This window comes from Halomonas sp., from assembly GCF_052095695.1.
GTDB lineage: Bacteria > Pseudomonadota > Gammaproteobacteria > Pseudomonadales > Halomonadaceae > Vreelandella.
In genome coordinates this window covers 41,863-65,337 of sequence record NZ_JBQDLQ010000006.1, presented here as the reverse complement: position 1 = coordinate 65,337, position 23,475 = coordinate 41,863, and the positions used below count along the sequence as shown (strand labels likewise).

The window sequence follows — 23,475 nt, the reverse complement described above, 5'->3', positions numbered from 1 at the left end:
AAGCTAGGGGTTTGGGAAGTGCTGCATCGACGATTTCTACCCAGTGGCGCACCGGGGTTCGGTTGGCACCGGCAAGGTGCGTCTGGCAGCCGATATTGGCCGTGACAATAACGTCCGGCTTGCCTGCCTCAAGTGCATTGAGTTTATTGTCACGCAGCTGCGTGGCAAGCTCAGGCTGAGTAATAGAATATGTGCCCGCCGACCCACAGCAAAGGTGCCCATCCTGAACAGGCGTTAAAGAGAAACCTAGCTTAGTAAGCACGCCTTCGACCGCTCCATTGAGTTTCTGAGCGTGCTGTAGCGTACACGGGCAGTGAAAGGCCAGCCGCTTTGAGTCGTTAACGTTCAACGCCTCTAGCGGCTCATCGCGCAAGATTTCGACAATATCTTTAGCCAGAGCGCTGACCTTTTCCGCTTTCACCGCGTAGCTGGGGTCATCCTTGAGCATGTAACCATACTCTTTAATAAAGGCGCCGCAGCCACTGGCGGTTTGTACAATAGCTTCGGTGCCTTGTTCAATGTACGGCCACCAGGCGTCGATGTTGGCGCGCATGCGGGTGCGGCCGTCGTCTTGGGCGTTGAGGTGAAAATCCACCGCGCCACAGCAGCCTGCTTCAGAAACAGGCGTTACGCTAATACCTAAACGATCAAGTATGCGCGCGGTAGCGGCATTGGTATTCGGTGACAGCCCCGGCTGTACGCACCCTTCTAGCATTAATACTTGGCGAGCGTGGCTGTGGGCATCGGGGCGAGTACCGGCATCCACGGGGGCCGTAGGCATTTTACTGCGCAGCTTGGCAGGCACCAGCGGTTTAAAGGTTTGCCCAAGCTTCAAGAGCGCTTGAAAGCGTTTAGGATCAACCATCATCTTGCGCAGTACGTAGCGCTGAGCCCGCTCACCGGGCGGGCGGGGTACGCGGCGCTCAATTTCAGCACGCCCAATGTTAAGCAGCTTATGGTACTCCACGCCCGAAGGGCAGGTGGTTTCACAGTTAAGACACGTCAGGCAGCGGTCAAGGTGTAGGCGAGTCTCATCGGTGACCTGGTCGTCATCGTCGCGGCTTTCGAGCAACTCCTTCATTAAATAGATGCGTCCACGCGGGCCGTCGCGCTCATCGCCTAGCAGTTGATACGTTGGGCAAGTGGCGTTGCAAAAGCCGCAGTGAACGCAGGTGCGTAAAATGCGCTCCGCTTCCTGAATATGCGGCTTTTGACGATCGGCATCGGTAAAGTGCGTCTGCATATGTCAGCTCTCCTGATTAAAACGCCGCATAAAGACGACCGGGATTAAATATGCCATGGGCATCCAGTTCCGCCTTCAGGTTACGATGATATTTTTCCACTACCGCGTTTAGCGGTGTGAAGGGATCTACGGCGCCGCCCTGGGAATGAGGTGTGTAGCAGGTCGCATGGCCGCCCGCGGCGTTGCAGGTAGCGCGCAGCGTGTTTGCATCCAACGTTGTCTTTACCCAGCGCTGGCTGCCCGCCCAGTCGTAAAAGATATTTGTTTCAGGAATATCCAAGGCTAGAGGCGCCGTGTTCGGCGGCAGCGATAGGCGCCACAGCGCTTGATCATCGTCGGGCTGAAAGAACGTGTGAGTATGATCGCGTAGCTCGCGCCAGAAACTGGCATCAAGCGACTCACCGCCCAAGCGTTCCTGCGTCGCTTGAACCGAGCTTTTGCCGCCCTCTAAGCGTAGAAACAGCTCGCCGTGATGCCAGGCAGCCGCCGTGATTGGCAGCGGCTGACGGCCCAGTTCGGCGAGTTTTTTGAGCGCATCATCAAGACTGTACGTTAACCGCAGGCTGTGAGTGGCTGTGGGGATCGGCAGCACTTTAAAGGAAATGTCGGTCAGTACGCCTAGAGTGCCCTGTGCACCAGCCATTAAGCGCGAAAGATCGTAACCGGCGACATTCTTCATCACTTCGCCGCCAAAGCGGAGCAGCTTGCCTTCTTGAGTGATCACTCGCGTGCCCAGCACGAAGTCGCGCACCGCACCCGCCCAGGGGCGGCGAGGTCCGGAAAGCCCAGTGGCGACGGCGCCACCAATGGTGCTGCTTTCAGCGAATAGTGGTGGCTCGAATGCCAGCATTTGATTCTGCTCTGCTAGTACGGCCTCTAAGTCATTAATACGCGTGCCAGCGCGCACGGTTACCACTAACTCTACCGGGTCATAGCTCACAATGCCTTTGTGTTCGGCCATTTGCAGTGTTTGGCCTTCCACGGGGCGGCCATAAAAAGCGCGGGTGTCTCCGCCTACAATACGTAGCGGGGTGCGTTCGGCATACGCGCTGCGCACCTGTTCGCACAGGGCATCAGCGATATCGCGGTCGGCGGCATGCATCGCTCGTTCGGTCATGGTCTTTCCTAGTTTTGGGTCTTGCCTAGTTATTATCGTGGCTAGGGTAAATGTTAAAAACGTGGCAACTCCGGGTGTGGTAACTCGTTGTTATGCACATGCATCGCACCAAATTCAGCGCAGCGTGCCAGCGTCGGAATGTTCTTACCTGGGTTCAGCAGCCGCTGTGGATCAAAAGCCGCTTTTAGCGCATGAAAAACACTAATTTCATCCGGCTGGAACTGGCTGCACATTTGGTTGATTTTTTCGCGACCAACGCCATGCTCGCCGGTGATAGAGCCGCCCACGGCCACGCAGAGCTCAAGAATCTTGCCACCCACCTCTTCGGCAAGCGCCAGCTGGCCCTCTTGGTTGGCATCAAATAGGATCAGCGGATGCATATTGCCGTCGCCTGCGTGAAACACATTGGCCACGGCTAACCCGCTTTCTTGTGAAAGGGCGGCAATGCCTTTAAGCACCCGGGGAAGTTCGCGGCGTGGAATCGTGCCATCCATGCAATAGTAATCCGGCGACATACGGCCCACTGCGGGAAAGGCATTTTTACGCCCCGCCCAGAACTTGGCACGCTCGACTTCATCGCGAGCCTGCTGGATGTTGGTGGCCCCGGCATCTTCCAATACTCGGCGTACGGTAGCGCAGTCGTCGTCGACATCAGCCTCAACGCCGTCTAGCTCGCAGAGTAAAATTGCCTCGGCGTCGAGTGGGTAGCCAGCTCTGACAAAATCCTCAGCGGCTTGGATGGCGAGCTTATCCATCATTTCTAGGCCGCCGGGAATAATGCCTGCGGCAATGATGTCACCAACGGCCCGACCGGCTTTTTCGATGTCATCAAAGCTTGCCATCAGCACTTTAGCCGTTTCCGGTTTGGGCAATAGCTTGACGGTAATTTCAGTAACTACCCCCAACATGCCTTCTGAACCGTTCATTAGTGCCAGCAGGTCAAAACCGGGCGCATCTAGCGACTCAGCCCCCAATGTCATGTGCTCGCCCTCAATGGTGAGCACGTCAACGCGCATTACGTTATTCACCGTAAGACCATATTTTAAGCAGTGCACGCCGCCGGCGTTTTCAGCCACATTGCCGCCAATAGAGCAGGCAATTTGCGATGAAGGGTCGGGCGCGTAGTAGAGCGAGTAGGGCGCGGCGGCTTCAGAAATAGCCAGGTTGCGCACACCGGGTTGAACACGCGCTAAACGAGCATCAGGGTCGACTTTCAAAATCTTGTTAAAGCGCGACATCACTAGCAGTACACCTTGCTCCAGCGGCAGCGCGCCGCCTGAAAGCCCGGTGCCTGCACCGCGGGTGACAACGGGTACGCTGAGTGCATGACAGCGTTTGAGCAGCTTTTCCACCTGATCAAGCGAGTCAGGCAGCGCCACCAACATGGGCAATACGCGATAGGCTGCTAACCCGTCGCACTCAAAAGGTCTCAGGTCTTCCTCACGATGCAGAAGTGTCATTGCGGGAATGGATTGCTGCAGGTCGTTTAAAACCTCTGCTTTATCACGGCTAACGAGCGGACCATCTAGGCGCTCATCAAAGAGGATATTCATGATGACATCCCATGCTTATTGTCATTAAAGGATAACGCTGGCTATTTTCACGAACATATTTCAGGCACGTGCATATTTCACGTACAGCGCGTTTGCGCCACGTGGTTTCAATTTGGGCTTTTTTTGCGCGTCTGTCTAGACCGTGGTGCATTGGTCTTACCATTCATTAGTCGACAGAACGCTTCCTGTGCTGCTGAGTGGCGCTAGGTCCGCTCAGCCGTTAGCGATACTCTTGTCATAATCAGGGTTAATCACGCCCGCTAACGTGGCTACCTCAATTTTATTGCACAAGTGGTCACGCAGGATTTGGCCTAACAGCGCACCGTCACGCTTTTCGAGCGCCGCCATCATGTTTTCATGATCCTTGACCGCCTGGCTCCAGTAACGCTCGGTCATTTTCTTGGAGTAACGCACGCGCTTAACGCGTTGATTTAAGTTGCTATAGGTTTCTTGTAAAACGTCATTATTCGCCGCGGCCAGAATGCTTTCATGAATCTGGCGATTGACCTTGAAATAGGGCAATAGATCGCGATTACGGTAGTGCTCTAGCATCGTATCGTGGAGCTTTCGAATGGCGCTAATTTCAGCGTCACTTATGTACTCACAGGCAAGTTCACCGGATAGCCCTTCTAGGGCCGCCATTAAATCGTAAGTGTCTTTAACCTTTTTGAAGGTCAGCTGTACCACCCGTGCGCCTCGGTTGGGCAGCAGCTCGATAAGGCCTTCGGTGGCGAGCACCTTCAGCGCTTCACGCAAAGGCGTGCGCGATACGCCGAAGCGATCACACAGCTGCTTTTCAGATATTCGTTCTCCGGGGGAAAGCTCGCCGTGCTCAATGAGTTCGCCAATTCTATCGGCCACTTCGCGATACAAGTTGCGCTGCAATATCTTTGTCATTCTTCAGTTCCTTGTCAGTGGCGCACTTGACTTGTTGCCAAGCTACCCAGACCACTTGGATCGTTTGAGCACGATACCATTTGCTTAAACCTAGCGCCGAGTACAGCCGACTTTGCTTAAAACCGTCTTTGCATAGTGGCTATTATTTGCATGATCTGCAAAAGTAATTATGAATTCAGTATTCACGATGTCAGCATTTTGCTGGCGATATTGTCATCTTAACAATCACAAAGGTAAAACCGATGGCCGGACAAGTATTCCACTGCAGCGTGCAGCTTCCTAGGGAACAAAGTAGAAAAGTAATCGAAGGCGCTATAGCGCTGGCCCGCGAAGCCAGACTCCCGCCGCTAACCATCGTGGTATTAGATGGCGGCGGTAATTTAGTGGCAGCAGAACGGGAAGATGGCTGTGCACCGTTGCGTTTTCCAGTGGCGCAGGGGAAAGCCTATGCTTCACTTGGCATCGGGGTTGCCAGCGGCGTGTTAGGAGTTCGCAACGCTGAACGCACGGCGTTTGTTGCCAGCGTTTCGGCGGCTTCCCAGGGGCATTTTGTGGCCGTGGCGGGCGGAGTCCCCATTTTGAATGATCAGCAATGTGTGATTGGCGCGGTAGGCGTAAGCGGTGCCTCGTCTGATGAAGACCAGCAGGCCGCTATAGCGGGTATTGAGCTAGCAGGTTTACGTTGGGGGCTTGAGCCTAGCTAGCAATATAGCGGGATAATTGTGATTCAAGAGCGGGCTGTGTGGCTTATTCGAGCCACTGCCCGTTTTTTTATGTGTGAAGGTTATTAGAGAGAGCTTAAAAAACAACGCGTTGCAGTTTTGTTTTTGCGACAAGACGAAAGTTTAATACCTAATTTTGAATTTTGAATTCAAATTGATGTGGGGAAAGCCTTTGCTGTAGATGCCTATTAGCAACGCGTTGGTCTATTCAAACAGCTTCCCATGCAGGTTCCATCGTGAGCTAACGCTGCGGTGGCGACATAGCCAACAACAACAAATGCTTCACTTGGAGTTCACTATGAAACTGCTCAAAACAGCGCTGGCAACGGCCATTGTATCGCTTGGCTTGCAGGCCGCCGCCGCTAACGCCGCTATTGAAGTGCGCCTTGGTCATGTGGGTGGCCCTGGCTCGTTATTTGAAATTAGCGCCAACCGTTTTGCTGAACTCGCCAACGAACGCTTAGAAGGCGTTGCCGAAGTAAACGTTTATGGCAACAGCCAGCTGGGCAGCGATGAATCAATGATGCGTCGTTTGCGTTTGGGTTCACTGGATCTCTCGATACCCTCCACGGTCATGAGTTCGGAATCAGATCAGTTTGCGCTGTTTGAAATGCCGTATTTAATCGCTGACCGCGAGCACATGAAGCGCGTGCGCGATGAGGTCGTACGTGGGCCCATGTATGACGCCGCTGAAGCCCGTGGTTTTAAAATTATCGGGGTATGGGAAAACGGTTTTCGTCAGATCACTAACAACGTTCGGCCGATTGTTGTTCCTAGCGATCTTGAAGGCATAAAGCTGCGCACGCCCAGCGGTGTATGGCGTATTGAAATGTTCCGTAGCTACGGTGCGGCGCCTTCCCCGATGTCGCTTTCTGAAGTGTTCGTGGCCCTACAAACCGGGGCAATGGACGGCCAGGAAAACCCATTAATTCAAACCTACTCCTCGCGCTTCCAGGAAGTGCAGGATTACCTCTCCATTTCCAACCACGTTTACACCCCTGCCTACCTAACCGCTGGTGCTAGCTGGAGCCGTCTACCGGAAGAAGTGCAGCAAGTGCTCGAAGAAGTGGCCGTTGAAATGGAAGACTTCGTGTTAGAAGAAGGTCAGCGTCTCGATGATGAAACCCTGGCGAAAATGAAAGAAGAGGGAATGGAAGTCAACGACGTCGATTTCGATGCTTTCGTTGAGGCCTCACAAACTATCTACAGTAAGTTTGCCGATGAAGTAGACGGTGGTCAGGACTTGATTGACTCAGTGGCTGCGCTACGCGAGTAAGTCCCGCGCCAATCTATCAGAGGTGCAGCGCTCGATACGCGGCACCTCGTCTCTCGGAGGTCTCAATGAGTACTTTTACAAAATTCAAGAACGCCTATTTTTCGTTTCTTGAAGGTATCGTCGTGATTTTGGTAATTGCGCTTGCGGGCGTGGTCACCGTCGGCTTCGTGACCCGCTATCTAGGTTTTCCCTTAAGCTGGTATGACGAGCTGGCGGCTGTGTTGCTGGCCTGGGTGACCTATTACGGTGCGGCGTTGGCCGCCGCGAAAGGCGCGCATATTACCTGCCCCAGCGTGCTTAATATGTGCCCGCCTGTCATTCGTGTGCCGGTCGCGCTGCTAGCCGAGGCTATCACCATCGGTTTCTTTATCTTCCTTGGCTTAGCAAGCTATCAGGTGATGCTGATTCTTGATGGCGTCAATATGGTCAGCCTCCCCGCCATCTCAATGCAGATAACTCAGTCGGCTATTCCCGTTGCTTCCGTACTGTTCATTATTGCTGAACTGCTGCGGCTCCCCGACGTGATCAAAAGTGCTCGAGGTAAAGGCTTTATTGATCATGAACTTGAAGAAGCAGGCCTTGACGCAGATGCCGTCGAAGCCGTCAGCACACAGCAGCGAGGGTAAGCAGACACCATGGTCATACTGTATATCTTTATCGCATTAATTCTGCTGATTCTTATCAATGTGCCTGTTGCGGTGGCATTAGCATTGGTGGGAACCGTTGCAACGTTCATGTCGTATGGCAGCTTGGCAATGCCGACGGTCGGCATGACGATGTTTGAGGGCGCCACCAACTTTCCGCTGATTGCGATTCCGCTGTTTATTCTCGCCGGTGCCATTATGAACGCCTCGAGTATATCGCGGCGCTTGATTGACTTAGCCATGGCAATGGTAGGGTTTATTAAAGGCGGTTTAGCGATGGTTACCATCGGCGCTTCGGTGTTTTTCGCTGAAATTTCAGGGTCTTCCGTTGCAGGCGTATCGGCCATAGGCAGTATTTTGATTCCCGCGATGCGCAAGCGGGGCTATACCAAAGAATTTGCCGCTTCAATTTCCTCTTCGGCTGCCAGTCTGGCCATCATCCTGCCGCCTTCTATTCCGATGATTCTGTATGCGGTCATGTCGGGTGAATCGGTGGTACAAATGTTTGTTGCCGGTATCTTCCCAGGACTTTTAGGTGCAATGGGCTTGGCGGGGATGTGCTACTACCTGGCACGCAAATATAACTTCCCCTCTGAAGGACGCTTTCGGGTCTCGCAGCTATGGATCGCTTTCAAAGAAGCGATCTGGGCACTGTTGATTCCGATCATCATTCTAGGCGGTATCTTTGGTGGGTTCGTTACTGCGACCGAAGGCGCAGCGCTGGCGGTATGTGTCGCTATCTTTATCAGTGCGGTGATCTATCGCGAATTCACCTTTAGAAATTTCATCGACTCTTGTAAGAGTGCCGGCGTGCAAACCGCGGTGGTGATGCTACTGGTGGCAGCGTCAGCGGTCGTCGGTGGGTATCTGACTGAAACGCGTATTCCCCAGCAGATTGCGATGCAGATTAGCGAGCTTACCAGCAACAAGTACATGATTTTGGCACTACTCAACATCATCTTCTTGATTTTGGGTATTTTCCTGCACTCTGCCGCGGCGATTATTTTGGTCGTGCCCATTGTTTTACCGCTAGTGCTTGAAGTGGGTATCGATCCGCTGCACTTCGGTCTGATCGTGACGTTAAACTTAGCGATCGGCCAGCAAACACCTCCGGTGGCCAGCGTGCTCATTGCGGCGTGCTCCATTGCTAAATCGGACATATGGGCAACCTCGAAAACCAACCTGTGGTTCATTGCCGTGCTGTTTACGATCCTGATGATTAATACCTATATTCCGGCGTTTGCGCTGGCATTAGTGAATTTTGTCTACGGATAACGTGACCGTTGGTCGAGAGCTGAAAGGTAATACTCGAACACGACATGCCTAACAGGAGTAGCAGATGAGCAACGTAAACGAACCCAACCACGTCGATAGCATTCGCTTCGAGCAGCTTAACGGGGTGGCTTGGATTGGCTTTAATCGGCCCCAGAGCCGCAATGCCATGACCTGGGAGATGTACGACGCCTTGGAAAAGCATTGCGATCAGCTGGTCGACAACGATGACATTCATGCGGTTGTCTTACACGGTGTAGGCGGTGAAGCGTTTGTAGCCGGCACCGATATCAGTCAGTTTTCAACCTTTACCAAGGCGAGCGATGCCATTGACTACGAGCGGCGTATTGATCGTGTTGTCGGCAAACTTGAGGCCTTTCCCAAGCCCACGCTGGCGCTGATAGAAGGTGCCTGTGTGGGGGGCGGGGCGGCACTGGCGCTAGTGTGCGATTTTCGCTACGCCACCTCCACGCTCAAGTTTGGCGTGCCCATTGCTAAAACGCTGGGCAATACGCTGTCGATTAATAACGTTTCGCGCATGATCGATATGCTTGGCGTTGCGCGGACAAAAGAGGCGCTGATGATGGCGCGCCTGTTTGGTGCCGATGAGGCACTCGCGACGGGATTAATCAATCAGCAGTTCGGCGCAGGCACCATCTATGCCGACGTGGCGATACTCGCAGAGGCCTTTGCTCAGCGTGCGCCGCTAACGCTTAAGGCCAGTAAGGCGTTGATTGGACGTGCGCTGGAGCAGCGACGTCTTCCCGCCGACGCGAGTGATGACTGGGTAACCACCTGCTATATGAGCCAAGATTTTGCCTCGGCAGTGGATAAATTCGTCAATAAAACGCCGTTTAAGTGGTCTGGCCATTAGTTTTCGGCCAGAGCTTACATCGACTAACTAGGAGGAAAGCCCGTGCTTCCCCTACAAGACATAAAAGTGCTGGATGTATCGCAAATTATGGCCGGACCCTACTGCACCATGGTGTTGGCTGACATGGGCGCTGAGGTGATTAAGGTGGAGAAGCTCAATGGCGGTGATGACAGCCGCCAAATGGGGCCTTACGTCAACGGCGAATCGACCTGCTTTTCACAGATTAATCGTAATAAAAAGAGCATATCGCTTAATCTAAAAGATGAACGCGCTAGAGAAATTTTCTATCGCTTAGCCGCTGATGCCGATGTGATTGTCGAAAACTACCGGCCTGGCGTCACCAAATCGCTGGCCATTGATTACGACACGATTAAGGCCATCAACCCTGGCATCGTGTACTGCTCCATTTCAGGCTATGGGCAAACCGGGCCTTATAGCCACAAAGGTGGATTCGACCTGGTGGCGCAAGGCATGACTGGATTGATGTCGATGACCGGCGAGCAGGGCAAACGCCCGCTGAAAACCGGTATTGCTGTTTACGACATTGGGGCTGGACTCACCGCGATTTATTCAATCCTGGCGGCATGCATTCACAAGATGAAGACGGGCGCCGGCCAGTATATTGATATCGCCATTACCGAGTGTGGCTTGCCCTGGTTTACCTGGGAGGCGGCAGCGTATTTTTCTGAAGGCACCGTGCCTAAGCCAACGGGGTGGCGCCATCGCGTGTCTGCGCCTTACCAGGCCGTCAAAGCCAGCGATGGCTATTTGATGCTCGGCTGTGCCAATCAACGAACCTGGGAACGCTTTTGTCAGGATGTCTTAAAACGCGAGGAGTTAATGGCAGACCCGCGTTTTATCACTAACCAGACGCGCGGTCAGCACGTTGAAGAGCTGGAAGCGTTGCTTGAAGAGCTGATGGCCGACCAAAGTGTGAATGAGTGGCTAACGCTTTGTGACCGCGCGGGTGTACCGGCAGGGCCTATTAACGATTTCGCTCAAGCCATGCAGGATGAGCACTACGTAGCGCGAGGCATGGTGCAGGAGATGGACCACCCGGTGATAGGCAAAATGAAGACGATAGGCTTTCCCAGTAAGTTTTCGGCAACGCCCTCGCAAATTCGTAGCCCTGCACCTTTGTTTGCTCAGCATACTGATGAAGTACTTGATAGCCTGGGTATTTCTGGTGAAGAGCTTGATGCTTTACGCGCTGAAGGATGTATCAAGTAACGCTTTTTTGATGTGATGAATTGCATTCATTATCCATTTTGAATAACGCTAAGCGGCAGATTCAGCCGCGAGCCGTACAACAACAAACAGGAGCGTCATCATGCTAAAACTTAATTTTCACCCATCCGGTCGTCATTTCTTGCAAATTCCTGGCCCATCACCGGTGCCAGATCGCATCTTACGAGCGATGAGCCTGCCCACCATTGATCACCGTGGGCCGGAGTTCGGCGCGCTAGGTCTTGAACTGTTGAGCAAGGTTAAAAAAATATTCAAGACCGAGAACCCGGTGATTATTTACCCAGCGTCAGGTACCGGTGCCTGGGAGGCCGCGTTAGCCAATACTATGTCGCCTGGCGACCGTGTGCTGATGTTTGAAACCGGCCACTTTGCCACGCTATGGCAAAAAATGGCTCTGCGCCTGGACATCCAGCCCGAATTTCTGAGCCTGCCTGGCTATGAAGGCTGGCGCCAGGGTGTGCAGGCAGACATGATCGAAGCGCGCTTAAAAGAAGATACCGGTCACGAGCTGAAAGCGGTGTGCGTTGTACATAACGAAACCTCTACCGGCGTCACCAGTGACATTGCGGCCGTGCGTAAGGCTATTGATGCGGCGGGCCACCCTGCATTGCTGATTGTCGATACTATTTCAGGCTTGGCCAGCGCTGACTTCCGTCACGATGAATGGGGCGTAGATGTTACTGTTTCCGGCTCCCAAAAGGGCCTGATGCTGCCGCCAGGCATCAGTTTTAACGCGCTCTCACCTAAAGCAATCGAAGCGAGTAAGCAGTCGACATTGCCAAAAAGTTTTTGGGCTTGGGATGAAATTCTAGAGGCCAATAAGAACGGCTACTGGCCCTACACGCCAAGCACTAACCTGCTTTACGGCCTGAATGAAGCGCTGGATATGCTGTTGGATGAAGGTCTCGACAACGTGCTGGCTCGCCATCAGCGCTGGGGAGCCGGCGTACGTGCAGCGGTAGCAGCGTGGGGGCTAGAAATTCAGTGCCAGGACTCTGCGGTGTATTCGCCGGTACTGACGGGTGTGGTGATGCCCGAAGGCGTTGATTCGGATGCGGTGCGCAAGATCATTTATGAGCGATTTGATCTTTCACTTGGCATGGGGCTGGGTAAGGCCAAGGGCAAGATTTTCCGGATTGGCCATTTAGGCGACTGCAACGATCTAACCCTGATTGCCACCCTGGGCGGCTGTGAGGCGGGCATGAAGCTTGCTGGCGTGAAGCTGAAGGGAAGCGGTGTGCTTGCCGCGCTGGATTACTTTGCAGCTAATCCGCTCAATGCAGGCGCAGCAGAGCGCTAAATGACGGGGGAGAGCCACATGACGTCTCTGACCAATCATCGCCTGCCCGGTGATGCCAAGATTCGACCGCTCGGCGAGTTTGCCGAGCGGCTATCCCGCGAAATGGAAGGTGAAGTACGGTTTGATCGGGCAACGCGGGGGCGCTATTCAACCGATGCCTCTATTTATCAGGTGACGCCGGTAGGCGTGGTCATCCCGCGCCACCAGCAGGATTTGAAAATAGCGCTGGATATCGCCCGAGATGCTAGCGTGCCGATATTGGCGCGGGGAGCGGGGACTAGCCAGTGTGGCCAAACCGTTGGCGAGGCGCTGGTGATTGATACTACGCGCTGGCTCAATCAGATCGTCGATTTCGACGCCGAGGCACTCACCGTGGTGGTCGAGCCAGGCATTGTGCTTGACCACCTGAATGCGTGGCTTAAGCCGCATGGGCTATGGTATCCGGTGGATGTTTCTACCAGCGCGCAGTGCACGATTGGCGGAATGACGGGCAATAACTCATGTGGGTCTCGCTCGATTTACTACGGCAATATGGTGCATAACGTGCTGGGCGTCGAGGCGCTTTTAGCCGACGGCAGCGCGGCCAACTTCGGTTTCGTGGACAGTGTCGCTCAAGGCTCCCAGGAGCAGCGCATTGCTGAGCAGATCAAGGCCATCGCGCAGCGTGTCGCGCCTGAAATACGTGACCACTTCCCCAAGGTGTTGCGGCGGGTAGGTGGTTATAATCTGGATCTGTTCGATTGCCAAAATCCTATTCCCTATGATCTTGACGGGCGTGCGAACCTCGCCCACTTATTGGTGGGCTCTGAAGGGACGCTAGGCGTTAGCCAGCGTATTAAGCTCAGGCTGTCACCGCTGCCCGAGCAAAAAGTCCTGGGCGTGGTGAATTTCCCGACGTTTTATCAGGCGATGGACTTCACTCAACATATCGTCAAGCTTGGCCCCACGGCGGTTGAGCTGGTTGATCGCACGATGATTGAGCTATCGCTGGAAAATCCTGCGTTTCGGCCTGTCATTGAAAAGGCGCTAATTGGTAAGCCTGAAGCGATTTTGCTCGTGGAGTTTGCCGGCCAAGACCACGCGGCACAGATGGAGGTACTGCGTGGCCTTAGTGAGCTGATGGCTGATTTAGGCCTGCCTGGCAGCGTGGTCGACATGCCAGGAGCCGCTGAGCAGAAAGCATTGTGGAACGTGCGTAAAGCTGGGCTCAACATCATGATGAGTATGAAGGGCGACGGTAAGCCGGTTTCCTTCATTGAAGACTGCGCGGTGCCGCTAGAGCATTTGGCGGAGTACACCGAAAAGCTGACCGACGTGTTTAACCGCTACGGCACGGAAGGCACCTGGTATGCCCACGCAGGCGTCGGCACGTTGCACGTGCGCCCGATTCTCGACATGCGCCGGGATGGCGCAGAGAAAATGCGTGAAATCGCCGAGCTAGCCTCCGCGCTAGTGCGCGAATATAAAGGCGCCTACTCCGGTGAGCATGGCGATGGTATCTGCCGTGGCGAATGGGTGGCGTGGCAGTTCGGTGAGACGATCAACGACGCCTTTCGTGAAATAAAGCAACTGTTTGATCCTAACAATCTGTTCAATCCGGGCAAGATTGTCGATACTCCCAAAATGGACGACGAACGCTACTTTCGTTTTCCTAAAGCCTATAAAACCATCCCGCTAACCCCGGTGTTTGACTGGTCCGCTTGGAATGTAAAGCGTGACCCGCTCACCGGCGAGCAAACGTCGCCAGGCAGCGGCGGCGATGCCACCCATGGCTTGGCTATGGCCGTGGAGATGTGCAACAACAACGGCCACTGCCGTAAGTTTGACGCGGGAACCATGTGCCCAAGTTTTCGCATTACTAAGGATGAACAGCATTTGACCCGGGGCCGCGCTAATACGCTGCGTCTGGTGCTTTCCGGCCAATTGGGTGATGAAGGGCTTGCCAGTGACGATGTCAAAGAGGCGCTGGATCTATGCGTTTCGTGTAAGGGCTGCAAGCGCGATTGCCCCACGGGCGTGGATATGGCCAAGTTCAAAATAGAGGCACGCACCGCCCGCGCGCGTCTTAAAGGAATCTCTCTACGTGACCGTATGGTGGGGGAAATGCCGCGCTACGCCCCGTGGGCCAGCAAGTTTTCCGCATTGGTCAACGGCGTTGAGCGAGTGCCTTTTTTAGCCAAGCAAATCAAACAGGCGCTTAAGCTTGCGCCCCAGCGTTCGCTGCCGCTATTTAACGGCAACTTCCTTGCCAGTGCCGAGGCGTCTCCGCACGCTGCGCGGGAAGTGCTGCTGTTCGTTGATACCTTCAATAATTATATGGAAGGCGATAATGCCAAGGCGGCCAAACGGGTGCTGGAAGCTGCGGGCTACCGCGTTCATCTGAATGTTACGAAAGGGCAGCGCCCCCTTTGCTGCGGGCGAACCTATCTATCGTCGGGCCAGTTCGATAAGGCCAAAGCAGAAGCCAAGCGCACCCTTGAGCATCTGATGCCCTTTGTGGAGCGTGGTGTGGCCGTCGTGGGGCTAGAACCTTCTTGCTTACTCAGCATGCGCGATGAGTTTCTGCAGTACGGCTTTGGTGAAGAAGCGAAAGCACTGTCGTCATCGGCGTATTTGTTTGAAGAGTTTTTGGTCAACGCGCGTGCGGCGGATCAGCTTCCGCTGGAACTTAAAGCGCTGCCATACGGGCACGCTATGCTGCACGGCCACTGCCACCAAAAGGCGTTTGATGCACTGCGCCCCGTCGAGCAAGTGCTAGGCTGGATTCCCGGCCTTGAGGTCAAAACAATTGAGTCCTCGTGCTGCGGCATGGCGGGCAGCTTTGGCTATGAAGCGGAGCACTATGAGGCATCGCTAAAAATGGCCGAGCTCTCGCTGTTGCCCGCTATCCGCAACGCTGATAAAGATGCCGTACTTATTGCTGACGGCACAAGCTGTCGCCATCAAATTCATGATGGCAGCGGTCGTGAAGCGATACACGTTGCTCGATTGCTGGAACAAGCGCTAGCCTGAAGGCTGTACATCAATAACAACCTAGGAGGTCAACGTGGCCATTTATCAATATGGCGAGCACCGCCCGGATATTCACGACGACGTATACGTTGCCGAAACGGCAGATGTTATCGGCCAAGTGACCTTAAAAGCGCATTCAAGCGTGTGGTATCAGGCGGTATTGCGCGGTGATTCGGATCACCTTGAGGTTGGCGAAGAGAGCAATATTCAGGATGGCGCAGTGCTGCATGCAGACCCAGGCTTTCCGCTTAAAGTAGGTAAAGGCGTAACGGTAGGGCACCAGGCCATGCTGCACGGCTGCACGGTTGGCGATGGCTGCCTAATCGGTATCCAAGCGGTGGTGCTCAATGGCGCGGTGATTGGTGAAAATAGCTTAGTAGGTGCCGGTGCCTTTATTAAGGAAGGCGCGGTGTTCCCAGCGAATTCCTTAATTGTTGGTTCACCTGCTCGCGTGGTGCGAACGCTTTCCGAAGAAGCGGTGGCGGGTCTGAAGAAAAATGCTCAGGGCTACGTAGAGCGTAGCAAGCGCCATCGCCAAGAACTCAAGCGAATAGACTGACTGCACTTGTCCCGCTCCAAACGCAAACCCCCAGGCCAAGGCCTGGGGGTTTGCGTTTCTGCTACAACAACCGCCACTTTTACATTAACGGGTCGGTCACGCCGATCACGTAGAACGCAACCAGTGCGATGATGCCGGTAAAAATCAGATAGTAAATGGTGGGTAGGATCGTCTTGCGGATCGTTGTGCCTTCTCGGCCCAATAGCCCGACCGTTGCCGACGCTGCGACCACGTTATGGATAGCGATCATATTACCCGCCGCCGCACCTACCGCTTGCAGTGCAATCATCATCGCCGTCGAAAGGCCAAGGGATTGCGCGACGCTGAACTGGAACTCTGCCAGCATTAGGTTAGACACGGCGTTGGAGCCTGCAATGAAGGCGCCCATTGCCCCGACAGCGGGTGCAAAGAAGGGGTAAATGCCACCTACGCCATCGGCCACCGCTTGCGCCATCATCACCGGCATAGACACAAGGTCTGCGCCATTAACACCCGAGTTGATCAGGATACGTACCATCGGCACGGTGAAGACCAACACGAAGCCCGCACCAAAAATCGTTTTGGTGGACTCTGAGACGGCGGCGCTAATTTTTTGTGGATTCATGCGGTGCAAGAAGTAGGTAATGATCACCACTGCTACAATAATTCCACCGGGTAGATACAGCGGCTGCACGCCGCCGCTAACGCCCGCTTCGCCAAGAATGTTGTTCCAGTCCAGGCTGATTGACGTTAACGCGACGCGCAGCGGCTCAATGGTCCGTGATGCGACTAAGAACAGCGCCAGCAATACGTAAGGTACCCAGCCTTTAAAGGTCGACATAGGCGCTTTGCCCGCAACGTCTTCCAGCTTGATTTGTAGATTGCCAATCCACTCATCGGGCCAAGACGAAGATTCAGGAAAGTCCCAGGTATCTTTAGGCAGCAAGAAGCCTCGCTTGGCGGCAGGCACCACAATCGCTAAGCCCACCATAGCGCCTATCATAGACGGGAACTCAGGCCCTAGCAGCACGCCGACTAGCATGTAAGGCACGACGAAGCAGATGCCGGTAAAAATAGCGAAAGGGGTAATCGACAACCCCTCTTTCCAGGAGCGGTTGGCGCCGAAGAAACGCACCATTACCAGCACTAGGATCAGTGGCATTAAAATGCCCACGATGCCGTGAGTAATGGCGACCGAACTAGTGATTTGTTGAAAAAATACGTCCCAGCTAGAGCCGACCGAATCAAGCTGAGCGGTAATGCCCACGCGATCCACACCGCTACCAACGCCCACCACAATAGGTGTACCGACGGCGCCGAAAGAGACGGGCGTTGACTGAATCATCATACCCACAACGACCGCGGCAAGCGCCGGGAAGCCGAGAGCCACCATCAGCGGTGCCGCAACGGCGGCTGGCGTACCGAAGCCAGAAGCGCCTTCGATGAAGCAGCCGAATAGCCAGGCCACAATCAACGCCTGAACGCGCCGGTCAGGACTAATGCCCGAGAATCCGTTGCGAATCGCGGTAATGCCCCCGGAGTGCTTGAGGGTATTAAGCAGCAGGATAGCGCCAAAGATGATCCATAGAAGGCCTGCTGTCTGAATCAAGCCTTGAATAGTCGATGCCACGACGCGGGTAAAGGACATATTCCAAACGGTTAGGCCAATAATGGCAGCCGTTAGGAAAACGAGAGGCATCGCTATCTTAGCGGGTACTTTAAAGCCTACGAGTAGAATGCCGGCCAGCAGCAGCGGCAAGAAGGCCAGAAGTGCAAGTGTCGTTTCATTCATGAGAGGAACTGCTCCTTGTTATTGATTTGGTACGCTCCGCGAAAACCGCCTGGATTGTGTGTTACCAGCCGGGTGTAAGTGAAAGATACGGTTAGGTTAACAAGATGACTACATTGGAAAATTGGTCTTACCTGTTAAAGCCATTTTTAAAGGCGAGTTAAGTGTTGGTTTTTTTGCCTAATATGATGTTTTTAATGTGTTTTTTAATAACCTGTAAAGTGAGGGGTATAGCGCTCTCGTTAGACTAATAGACACCGTTTAGCGGTGCCTATTGCACGCATAGTTTCTTAAGCTCATTGTTGAACCACGCCAAGCGCATTCGCACGTTTGATAACCACTCGTTTCCTCACCATGGGGCAGTACTGATGGCACTAAAACTCTATGATTTATGTGGTCGAGATGAACAGCTTCGTTTCTCACCTTACTGCTGGCGCGTACGCATGACGCTTGCCCATAAAGGTTTGGAATTTACCACCGTGGCGTGGCGCTTTCTCGATAAAAAGGCGCTGGAGTTTGCCGACTACGACAAAGTACCCGTACTTTGCGACGGCGATAAAGTCGTCACCGATAGCTTCGAAATCATGCGTTATTTGGATCAAGCGTATCCCGACGCGCCCGTGCTGGGTGACGGCGTCAGCTATCAGCGCGTGCTGCTGTTCAAATACTTTGTTGAGCGCAGTGTTACACCAGCGTTATTTCGTATCGTGGGTCTGGATTTACTCGCGGCGGTACACCCGGATGATCGCGCTTACTTTCGCGAAACGCGTGAAGCGCGGTTCGGCTGCACGCTAGAAGAATTCAGCCAGCCAGAGCAGGGTAAACAACAGCTCAAGCAGGTGTTGGCACCGGTGCGCGATTTACTGCGTGAAAGCGCATTTCTCGACGGTGACTCCCCCAGTGGTTCAGACTATTTGCTGTTTGGCAGCATGATGTGGGCTTACATCGTATCAACACAGGCGATTGTAGAACCGGGCGATCCGGTCGACGAATGGTTCCAGCGCATGCTTAGCGTTCACGATGGGGTGGCAAGTAATGCCCTGACCGTACGCGACATATAACGCACAGGGCGGTGCAGCCACGGCCGCCTGATGCATTAAGAAAGCCTTAATTTGCTCAGTGAGTGAATCAACGCTTTCATTAAGGAGATGGCAATGATTGATCTGTATTACTGGACAACCCCTAACGGCCACAAAATCTCCATCATGCTCGAAGAGGCCAAGCTTGCGTATCGAGTGAAGCCGATCAACATTGGGCGGGGCGAGCAGTTTGACCCTGAATTTCTCGCGATCGCGCCCAATAATCGCATCCCCGCCATTGTCGATCACTCCCCGCAGGACGGTGGCCAGCCGCTATCGATATTTGAATCTGGCGCGATACTTGAGTACCTCGCCGATAAAAGTGGGCAGTTCCTGCCCTCGGAAGGCCGCGAGCGCTATATCGTCTTGCAGTGGCTGCACTGGCAAATGGGCGGCTTAGGCCCGATGGCCGGCCAAAATCATCACTTCTGCAACTATGCGCCGCAAAAAATTGAGTACGCCATTGAACGTTACGTGCTCGAAACCAATCGGCTCTATAGCGTGCTGGACCAGCGTCTAGCGCACCATACGTTCGTAGGTGGTGATGACTACTCGATTGCGGATATGGCGATCTACCCTTGGATTGTTCCCTGGGAAAAACAGCGCCAAACGCTAGAAGAGTTTCCTGACTTGGAGCGCTGGTTCGATATGGTGAAAGCGCGCCCAGCCGTGCGCCGCGCTTACGCGTTGGTCGAAGATGTTAATCCACAGGCGGGCGTTGAAATGGATGAGCAAGCGCGTAAGCACTTGTTCAATAACCGCTAGTCGCGGGTTATCGGCGGTAATAAAAATACGCTATAAGTGAGCAGGCGCAGCATGAGATAAAATCATGTTGCGCTGCACAAAAAGCACTGTTAACTTTATAGTCAGCAGAGGCAAATGCCTAGCTTAGATCCGCCTAATCAAGGCATGTTGATGTGCTAGCTCACTTATGGGGATATGAAGATGGCTACTAAATCGAGTACTGATCAAACCGCGCAACAGCTTGAATCTGTGTTTGTATCGCCAATGCGCTCTTACACGCTGACCGCACTTGATTACTATGAACAGCTATTCAGTGCGCAGGTGGATGCTGCCCGCGCTTACTCCGATATGGCTATTTCACAAGCGCGGACTTGGCTTGATGTAAAAGACACTGACAGTTTCAAAAAAGCGCTCGAAAGCCAGCAGAAAACAGCCAGTGATTTCATGGAGCGTGTTAAAGGTGACACTGAAAAAGTGACGTCCATCAGTCAAAGCTTTGCTGAAGATAGCAAAAAGCAGGCTGAAGAAACCACCAAGAAAGCGGTAGAAACGGCTAAGCAGTAAGTTAGCTGATCTGGCTCAAAGCGCCGCTCCCTATGGGGTCGGCGCTTTTTTTTTTACGCTTTGCTGGCACGATCGATTAAGCGCAGGCAGGCAATACGGATAATGTGTTCAATGGCCGTTTGCCGTTCGGTTGCCGCAGCGTTGTTCAAGCGTTCTTCAAAGGCGGCTAAAATTGCGCCACGATCTAACCCCTTAACGGCAATCACAAAAGGAAAACCAAATTTCTTTTTATAAGCCTCATTAAGAGATTCAAACTGAGCGAACTCATCGGCACTGCAATGATGTAGACCTGCTCCGGCCTGTTCGCTGGTGGAATCCTGCGTTAATTCGCCTGAGATAGCGGCTTTGCCAGCCAAATCGGGGTGGGCACGAATGACATTGATTTGCTGCTCGCTGCTGGCCTGCTGCAGCATTAGGCCCATAAGCTGTGCCAGCCCATCAGGGGCGTCATGCTCTTCATTTAGGCCGTGATGCCAGGCGGCTTCTGCGACCCAAGGCGAGTGCTCATACACGTCCCCATAGTGAAGCGTCAGCATTTCAAGGCTGCATCGGCTAGGCGCTGGTGAAAGTACTAATGGGCGGTGGGTCGACACTGAAATTCTCCTAGGCATGCAGTTTTTCAAAGCGTAAAGCGATAGACTTAATGTATACAATAAAGAACGGCAGCGGTACTCCTTGACCGATAGGCTCAACGGTACAACGGCATGGATGTCGATCAAGTATCGCCAATAACCTTATAAAATAGGAGCGGCTATGGGGCGTTTAACTACCCACGTACTGGATACCGCCACGGGACAGCCCGGGCAGGGGATTACTATTGAGGTGTTTCGCTTGACCCGCAGTGAACGCCAGCATCTAAGCACCGTCATCACTAACAGTGACGGGCGCTGTGATGCACCTCTTTTAGAGGGCGATGCGTTGACTGCAGCTGAATATGAGCTGGTTTTTCATGCCGGTGACTACCTGAGAGCCCAGGGCGTAGAGGCTAATGAGCCCCGCTTTTTAGATATGATTCCACTGCGCTTTGGTGTTGCTGATGTCAGCCAGCACTATCATGTGCCGCTGCTGCTATCGCCCTATGGCTACTCAACTTACCGCGGTAGCTAAAATCTCCGATTAACTATTACGTGATAACCAACATGCGCGATGAAGAGCACGATATCATTGCGGCTTGGAAGGAATGATCAGAGAGGCTAGCTATGAGTGATGCGCAGGCACCGGTAAAGCGGCGCGCTTCCGTTAATAAAAATAGCAAAGAGGGCGATGAGCGCCACGAAGTGATTTACCGGTCTATCAGCGATGCGATTGTGGAGCAACGTTTAAAGCCTGGTGCCCGGCTGCGTGAAGATGCGTTGTCGGAAGTATTTGGTATTAGCCGTACCGGGATTCGTAAAATCTTACAGCGCTTAGCGCTGGAGCAATTAGTCACACTCACGCCACGCCGCGGCGCTAGTGTTACCCGGCCAACCGCTGATGAAGCCAAAGACGTTTTCGATGCTCGTCAGTTAATCGAGTGCGGGTTAATGCCCGATGTGGCAAGACACATGAGCGACAAAGAAGCCGCTGAGCTTCGCGAAATGGCCCGCCAAGAGCGCCAAGCGCTGCGCAGTGGCCAGCAAAGTGTGGCTATTCGTCTCTCGGCGGATTTTCACGTGCGCTTAGCGCAGCTTTCAAGCAACGCCACCCTGGCGGAGTTTGTTGAGCGCCTGTGCTCGCGCTCTTCGCTGATACTCGCCGTTTACGGTCATCGCGGCCACCTGGGCTGCGAATCCCACGACCACGATGACCTAATCGGGCATTTAGAATCAGGCAACGGAGAGCGCGCTAAAGCCTTTATGAGCCGCCACCTAAAAGCCATCGAAGCTTCGCTTTCCATGGTTGAAGAGCAAGAGAGCGCACCGGATTTGCAGCAGATATTTGGGGGTTAGGTTAGGTGCGCTTCATCAGTTAAAAACATCCCAGCCGCAGTAATTAATGGCAACTCTCATAAAGCCGTCGGTGATTTCACGCAGACTCCAGATGATTAGAGCACCCTGACGCGTTATGTCCTAAACAAACGCCACCGGCTCTGGCCGATGGCGTTTGTTCTAGCAGTTAAAATTTCTCAACTTACCGTATGCTCAGCAAACGCAGACGCTGCCTTAAATTGACGCATTAAGCCGTAGTAGAATAGCCCGCCTAAGCCCGCGCCTATCAGCCAGCCGTATCCGCCTAGGCTTGATAGTGCGGGAGCTAGAACGGTAGAAAGAGAGAACATCGCAGCGGCGCCAAAGGCGATAAGGGCGCGGATGTTCCAACCATTCACGTAATAGTAGGCGCCGCCCGGCGCTGATGAGAACAGCTCCTGCATATTCAAATGCTGGCGCTTGATCAGGTAGTAATCGACCACGATGATGCCGTAGAACGGCGCGACGATTGCACCGAGTGCGTTTACGAATCCGGGAATGCCTATTTGACTGATCACGGAGATCCAAAGCGCGCCGACAAAGAAAGCAATAATGGCGGTAATCAGGCCGCCTGTCTTAAAGCTGATTTTGCTGGGAAACAGGTTGGCCAGGTCATAGGCGGGCGGAATAAAGTTGGCCACTAAGTTAATGCCTACCGTAGCGGCGAAGAAGGTGAGGGCAGCGACAATCGTCAGCGGCAGCGAATCAACCCGCTCAACGATATCGGCGGGGTTGGTCAGTGCCTCGCCAAACAGCACCAGAGTGCCTGCCGTAATAATTAGCGCAATAAAAGAGAAGAAAGCCACGTTAAGCGGTAAGCCTAGCAGGTTGCCAAGCTTCATCTGGCGCTCGGTTTTCACAAATCGCGTGAAGTCGCCAAAGTTGATTACCACCGCTGCGAAATATGCCACCATGGTCCCGACAATGGCCATAAAGGCGGCAATCGAACTGCCACTGGCTTCACCATCGCCGCTAAAAATAGTGCCAATAGCAGGTAGTAATTCGCTGCCCGCCTGATACCAAACAACCGCCATTAACACCAGCATCACCACATAGACCAGTGGGCCTGCCAAGTTTAGAAAGTGTTTGATGCGCTCAATGCCCTGCCAGAAAATCGCGATTTGGAACAGCCAAACAATCACAAACGACACCCACGCCACGCCGGAAAGGCCGAGGAAAGTACTCCCGCTGCCCGCACCAATAAAGGCGGTAATAAGCAGCGTTACCGCGGTTGATGCGAAGTAGGTTTGTACGCCGTACCAGAAGATACCGACGATGGCACGTAGTATGGCGGGCAAATTCGCGCCGCGAACACCCATGCTGGCACGTACCATCACTGGAAACGGAATGCCGTATTTAACGCTGGGCTTACCGGTAAGGTTGACCAAAAACATCACGATCACGCCCGCCAGTATAATGGCAGCCATTACCGCCCAGCCGTTCAGGCCATAACTCAAAAATAACGAAGCGGCTAGGGTATAGCCAAATAGGCTTTGGATATCGTTCGACCAGACGTTAAAGATCTCAAACGCGCCCCAGTTACGATCTTGAGGTTTAAGCGGCGCAAGGTCCTCGTTATACAGCGTCGGGTCGATGTGCCTAATGTCTAAATCACTCACGTCGTTGCTCTCTTTCATTTTATTGGCTCAAGGTTGGC

General features: G+C 53.6%; 21 protein-coding genes. 14 read left to right on the top strand and 7 right to left on the bottom strand.

The features are described 5' to 3' along the window. The 4 genes from glcF to ACTH5D_RS02250 form a co-directional block, all read right to left on the bottom strand. The coding region (gene glcF, locus ACTH5D_RS02265) for a glycolate oxidase subunit GlcF (RefSeq protein WP_441668009.1) at nucleotides 1–1,243 on the bottom strand (1,243 nt) is incomplete at its 3' end. 16 nt (nucleotides 1,244–1,259) lie between these two features. Beyond that, a complete protein-coding gene (glcE, locus tag ACTH5D_RS02260; protein ID WP_096278267.1) occupies nucleotides 1,260–2,360 on the bottom strand; it encodes a glycolate oxidase subunit GlcE in 1,101 nt (366 codons plus the stop codon). 53 nt (nucleotides 2,361–2,413) lie between these two features. Then, on the bottom strand, nucleotides 2,414–3,913 hold the full coding sequence (gene glcD / locus ACTH5D_RS02255) for a glycolate oxidase subunit GlcD (protein WP_096278269.1): 1,500 nt from the start codon (nucleotides 3,911–3,913) through the stop codon (nucleotides 2,414–2,416). 213 nt (nucleotides 3,914–4,126) lie between these two features. Next, nucleotides 4,127–4,810: a GntR family transcriptional regulator gene (locus ACTH5D_RS02250; protein ID WP_096278271.1), complete on the bottom strand. Its 684-nt coding sequence runs from the start codon at nucleotides 4,808–4,810 to the stop codon at nucleotides 4,127–4,129. Nucleotides 4,811–5,052: 242 nt separating this feature from the next. Here ACTH5D_RS02250 and ACTH5D_RS02245 point away from each other — a divergent pair, with 242 nt between their 5' ends. From ACTH5D_RS02245 to ACTH5D_RS02205, 9 genes are all read left to right on the top strand, one after another. Beyond that, nucleotides 5,053–5,514, top strand: coding sequence for a GlcG/HbpS family heme-binding protein (locus ACTH5D_RS02245; RefSeq protein WP_096278273.1), 462 nt, complete (start codon nucleotides 5,053–5,055; stop codon nucleotides 5,512–5,514). Between the two features lie 316 nt (nucleotides 5,515–5,830). Then, entirely contained in the window at nucleotides 5,831–6,808 is a 978-nt protein-coding gene (locus ACTH5D_RS02240) for a TRAP transporter substrate-binding protein (RefSeq protein WP_096278275.1), read from the top strand. Between the two features lie 65 nt (nucleotides 6,809–6,873). Next, on the top strand, nucleotides 6,874–7,434 hold the full coding sequence (locus ACTH5D_RS02235) for a TRAP transporter small permease (protein WP_096278277.1): 561 nt from the start codon (nucleotides 6,874–6,876) through the stop codon (nucleotides 7,432–7,434). Nucleotides 7,435–7,443: 9 nt separating this feature from the next. Continuing rightward, nucleotides 7,444–8,727, top strand: coding sequence for a TRAP transporter large permease (locus ACTH5D_RS02230; protein WP_176483373.1), 1,284 nt, complete (start codon nucleotides 7,444–7,446; stop codon nucleotides 8,725–8,727). A 64-nt stretch (nucleotides 8,728–8,791) separates the two neighbouring features. After that, nucleotides 8,792–9,598, top strand: coding sequence for an enoyl-CoA hydratase (locus ACTH5D_RS02225; protein WP_096278279.1), 807 nt, complete (start codon nucleotides 8,792–8,794; stop codon nucleotides 9,596–9,598). Nucleotides 9,599–9,640: 42 nt separating this feature from the next. Continuing rightward, nucleotides 9,641–10,828 carry a CaiB/BaiF CoA transferase family protein gene (locus ACTH5D_RS02220; protein WP_096278280.1) on the top strand — a complete coding sequence of 396 codons (1,188 nt, stop codon included), beginning with the start codon at nucleotides 9,641–9,643 and terminating at the stop codon, nucleotides 10,826–10,828. A 100-nt stretch (nucleotides 10,829–10,928) separates the two neighbouring features. Further along, nucleotides 10,929–12,146, top strand: a complete 1,218-nt coding sequence (locus ACTH5D_RS02215; RefSeq protein WP_096278282.1) for a pyridoxal-phosphate-dependent aminotransferase family protein — start codon at nucleotides 10,929–10,931, stop codon at nucleotides 12,144–12,146. 18 nt (nucleotides 12,147–12,164) lie between these two features. Beyond that, nucleotides 12,165–15,158, top strand: coding sequence for an FAD-binding and (Fe-S)-binding domain-containing protein (locus ACTH5D_RS02210; protein ID WP_096278284.1), 2,994 nt, complete (start codon nucleotides 12,165–12,167; stop codon nucleotides 15,156–15,158). 34 nt (nucleotides 15,159–15,192) lie between these two features. Next, a complete protein-coding gene (locus ACTH5D_RS02205; protein ID WP_096278286.1) occupies nucleotides 15,193–15,717 on the top strand; it encodes a gamma carbonic anhydrase family protein in 525 nt (174 codons plus the stop codon). Between the two features lie 79 nt (nucleotides 15,718–15,796). On the opposite strand, the gene ACTH5D_RS02200 is transcribed toward ACTH5D_RS02205, so the two are convergent. Further along, a complete protein-coding gene (locus ACTH5D_RS02200; protein ID WP_096278288.1) occupies nucleotides 15,797–17,488 on the bottom strand; it encodes an L-lactate permease in 1,692 nt (563 codons plus the stop codon). A 365-nt stretch (nucleotides 17,489–17,853) separates the two neighbouring features. On the opposite strand from ACTH5D_RS02200, the gene ACTH5D_RS02195 reads away from it, so the two are divergent. From ACTH5D_RS02195 to ACTH5D_RS02185, 3 genes are all read left to right on the top strand, one after another. Next, nucleotides 17,854–18,546 carry a glutathione S-transferase N-terminal domain-containing protein gene (locus ACTH5D_RS02195; RefSeq protein WP_096278290.1) on the top strand — a complete coding sequence of 231 codons (693 nt, stop codon included), beginning with the start codon at nucleotides 17,854–17,856 and terminating at the stop codon, nucleotides 18,544–18,546. 93 nt (nucleotides 18,547–18,639) lie between these two features. Then, nucleotides 18,640–19,329 (top strand): glutathione S-transferase N-terminal domain-containing protein, encoded by a 690-nt coding sequence (locus ACTH5D_RS02190; RefSeq protein WP_096278292.1) that lies wholly within the window; start codon nucleotides 18,640–18,642, stop codon nucleotides 19,327–19,329. Between the two features lie 180 nt (nucleotides 19,330–19,509). Beyond that, entirely contained in the window at nucleotides 19,510–19,872 is a 363-nt protein-coding gene (locus ACTH5D_RS02185) for a phasin family protein (RefSeq protein ID WP_096278294.1), read from the top strand. Nucleotides 19,873–19,925: 53 nt separating this feature from the next. Here ACTH5D_RS02185 and uraD read toward each other — a convergent pair whose 3' ends face one another. After that, nucleotides 19,926–20,465, bottom strand: coding sequence for a 2-oxo-4-hydroxy-4-carboxy-5-ureidoimidazoline decarboxylase (gene uraD / locus ACTH5D_RS02180; RefSeq protein ID WP_096278296.1), 540 nt, complete (start codon nucleotides 20,463–20,465; stop codon nucleotides 19,926–19,928). 160 nt (nucleotides 20,466–20,625) lie between these two features. On the opposite strand from uraD, the gene uraH reads away from it, so the two are divergent. Together uraH and ACTH5D_RS02170 are read left to right on the top strand one after the other, a co-directional pair. After that, entirely contained in the window at nucleotides 20,626–20,979 is a 354-nt protein-coding gene (uraH, locus tag ACTH5D_RS02175; RefSeq protein ID WP_096278298.1) for a hydroxyisourate hydrolase, read from the top strand. Between the two features lie 92 nt (nucleotides 20,980–21,071). After that, complete coding sequence (locus tag ACTH5D_RS02170; RefSeq protein ID WP_096278300.1) at nucleotides 21,072–21,800, top strand: GntR family transcriptional regulator; 729 nt, start codon at nucleotides 21,072–21,074, stop codon at nucleotides 21,798–21,800. A gap of 176 nt (nucleotides 21,801–21,976) precedes the next feature. On the opposite strand, the gene ACTH5D_RS02165 is transcribed toward ACTH5D_RS02170, so the two are convergent. Further along, nucleotides 21,977–23,455 (bottom strand): NCS1 family nucleobase:cation symporter-1, encoded by a 1,479-nt coding sequence (locus ACTH5D_RS02165; RefSeq protein WP_096278302.1) that lies wholly within the window; start codon nucleotides 23,453–23,455, stop codon nucleotides 21,977–21,979. Nucleotides 23,456–23,475: the final 20 nt, after the last annotated feature.